General features: G+C 67.5%; 1 protein-coding gene. It reads left to right on the top strand.

The genetic code is table 11. The annotated features are described in order from the left end of the window. A partial coding sequence (locus tag EN861_RS34255; protein ID WP_135928202.1) for a VCBS domain-containing protein occupies positions 1-636 on the top strand: 636 nt, incomplete at both ends.

The raw sequence follows: 636 nt of genomic DNA, 5'->3' as shown, positions 1-636 counted from the left end.
GCCAGCGACAACCTCCTGGTCCATGTCGTCGACGATGTGCCGACCGCCCACGATGATGGCCCCTATGCGGTCGTCGAGGACGGTGCCGGCGCCGCCAACACGCCGCCGACCAGCACCGTGTCCGGGGACGTGCTGACCAACGACGTCTCGGGCGCCGATACGCCCAAGGGCTTCGTGGCCTGGTCGGGTGCCGATGCCGCGGCGATCACCGCGCTCAACACCTATGGCACGCTGACGCAGAACGCCAACGGCACCTGGAGCTACGTGCTCGACAACAGCAAGGCCGCCACCCAGGCGCTGACCTCCGGCAGCCATCTGAGCTACGACCTGCACTACACGATGACCGACGCCGACGGCGACACCTCGTCGGCGAAGCTGACCATCACCGTCAACGGCGCCGACGACACCGCATCCGTGGTGACGGCTTCGGCCCAGGGCGCCGACAACACCGTCTATGAAGCCGGCCTCAACCCGGACGGTTCGAACGCCGCCTCCAGCAGCGAAACCAGCACCGGTTCCTTCACCATCGCGGCCAGCGACGGCATCAAGGAGATCGTCATCGGCGGCACCACCTTCAGCTTCGCCCAGGTGCAGGGCTTCAACGGCTCGCAGACCGTCAACACCGGCGAAGGCACG

It is taken from the genome of Mesorhizobium sp. M8A.F.Ca.ET.218.01.1.1, assembly GCF_004791165.1.
GTDB lineage: Bacteria > Pseudomonadota > Alphaproteobacteria > Rhizobiales > Rhizobiaceae > Mesorhizobium.
Note: the sequence above shows the minus strand (reverse complement) of the source record. Positions and strands in the feature narration are given on the sequence as shown.